Source organism: Candidatus Erwinia dacicola (assembly GCF_001756855.1).
Classification (GTDB): domain Bacteria; phylum Pseudomonadota; class Gammaproteobacteria; order Enterobacterales; family Enterobacteriaceae; genus Erwinia; species Erwinia dacicola.
This window is the reverse complement of record NZ_MAYS01000274.1, coordinates 1-1742: the sequence shown is the minus strand read 5'-3', so window position 1 is coordinate 1742 and position 1742 is coordinate 1. Positions and strand designations below refer to the sequence as shown.

Annotated in this window: 1 protein-coding gene and 2 pseudogenes; all 3 read left to right on the top strand. The window is 53.6% G+C overall.

Annotation, left to right across the window (positions count from 1 at the left end; genetic code table 11):
- Positions 1 to 262: 262 nt before the first annotated feature.
- Positions 263 to 418: pseudogene (locus BBW68_RS19700) on the top strand (sugar metabolism global transcriptional regulator Mlc); the annotation flags it as partial.
- A gap of 121 nt (positions 419 to 539) precedes the next feature.
- On the top strand, positions 540 to 1205 hold the full coding sequence (bioD, locus tag BBW68_RS08245) for a dethiobiotin synthase (protein WP_070134865.1): 666 nt from the start codon (positions 540 to 542) through the stop codon (positions 1203 to 1205).
- A gap of 64 nt (positions 1206 to 1269) precedes the next feature.
- Positions 1270 to 1641 (top strand): annotated as a pseudogene (locus BBW68_RS08240) (transposase); the annotation flags it as partial.
- Positions 1642 to 1742 lie beyond the last annotated feature (101 nt).

Below are 1742 nucleotides of genomic sequence, written 5' to 3'. Positions count from 1 at the left end.
GTGTTGCTGAATGTCATGACTGTGGTCAGCCATCAGTTTGTTCCTTTTAAAATGATTGTCTGATTAACCATTACCTGACCGGATAAGCCGATGGCGCTCACCATCCTGCCAAATTTACACCACGTCCCAAGACTCTACCCAGAAAACATGAGCGTATGGAGCCGGTTTATGTGTTGTAAATCGCATATTGAATCAAATATTTGACGCCATCTGATAAGTATTTCACAATCATAGATTGCTTTATTTTGAAGCGTGAAAATTCGCCACCTGCATTCGCCAACAGGCGCTGCCCAGCTATAGCGCTGACTTACAGGTTGAGCCAACCGAGTTTGTTAATCTCGGCACCATGCTGGGCGCGGCGCTGGGCAAAGATGCCCTGTATAACGCTTTTTTATTAATCAAGCTCCCACAGGGCTGATAAATCGACTAAACCTTGCGCTAACGCAATCTCCGGTCGGTGGCACTGCCCTACAATTTTCGCTCACTTGTAAAGTACGAAAATGATTACCTTGGACATCAAGGGCCTGCCGGAGCCATTCATGTTGAAACGTCTATTTGTTACCGGAACCGATACTGAAGTCGGCAAAACGGTGGTGTCCCGCGCGCTGTTACAGAAGCTGGCAGCGCAAGGTAAACAGGCCGTAGGCTATAAACCTGTTGCTAAAAGCAACCAGCAAACGGAGGAGGGGCCGCGCAATAAAGATGCGCTGGTTCTGCAGGCTTCATCATCGATTCAACTGCCGTACCAAGCGATCAACCCGGTCACGCTGCTGAAAGATGAAATCAGCACCAGCCACACGCCGATTGATTACGCCACGCTTAGCCACGGGCTGAAGACGCTGGACGGGCAGGCAGATTACACCGTGGTGGAAGGGACGGGCGGCTGGCGCAGCCTGATGAACGATTTGCGTCCGCTATCGGACTGGGCGGTGCAGGAACAGCTGCCGGTAGTGCTGGTGGTGGGGATTAAACTGGGCTGCATCAGCCATGCGCTGCTGACGGCGCAGGCGGTGGTGAATGACGGATTGCCGCTGCTGGGCTGGGTCGCCAACCGGATAAATCCGGGGCTGGCGCACTATGCGGAAATTATTGACGTATTGAGGGATAAGATCTCGGCGCCGCTGCTGGGTGAGCTGCCGTATCTGCCGCGAGCCGAAACGCGCGAGCTGGCGCACTATCTTGATCTAAGCGCGCTAAAGCCATGAGCTTGGTAAGGGCCGATCGATAAAGAAGATCGGCCCCTACGGGTGGTACTTGGTACTGAGGCGAGGAGTGACCGACAACAATACTTGGAAGAAAATTCAGTTATATACCCGGAACGTCATGCCCATGTGGCGTTACCGCCTCACTGACCTGTTGTGCCGGGAATACTGGCGGCTGGAGATGCCGGCAGCCCTGGCCGCAGAGAGTCACTACCGCCGTAACTGGAACCTCTTTCTGGACCGGCATTATCGGCGGAAGTGGAATGTGAGGGTGTCGAAGGTGATGGACAACGCTACGCACGTGGCGATGTACTTCGGGTCTTACCTGAAGAAGCCCCCGGTCGCCATGAGCCGGCTGGAACACTATGCCAGGCGGGACGAGATTATCATGCGCTACCGCAGCCACCGGACGAAGCAGGAGGAGGCACTGACGCTATCTTTCGTTTTTCGATGTAAAAGCGCTCATGCTGAGTCAAATATTTTTCCTGCAAACAGGCTCTCCAGTAGGGCCAGACCGGTGATTTTAGGCACTGTTGCAAA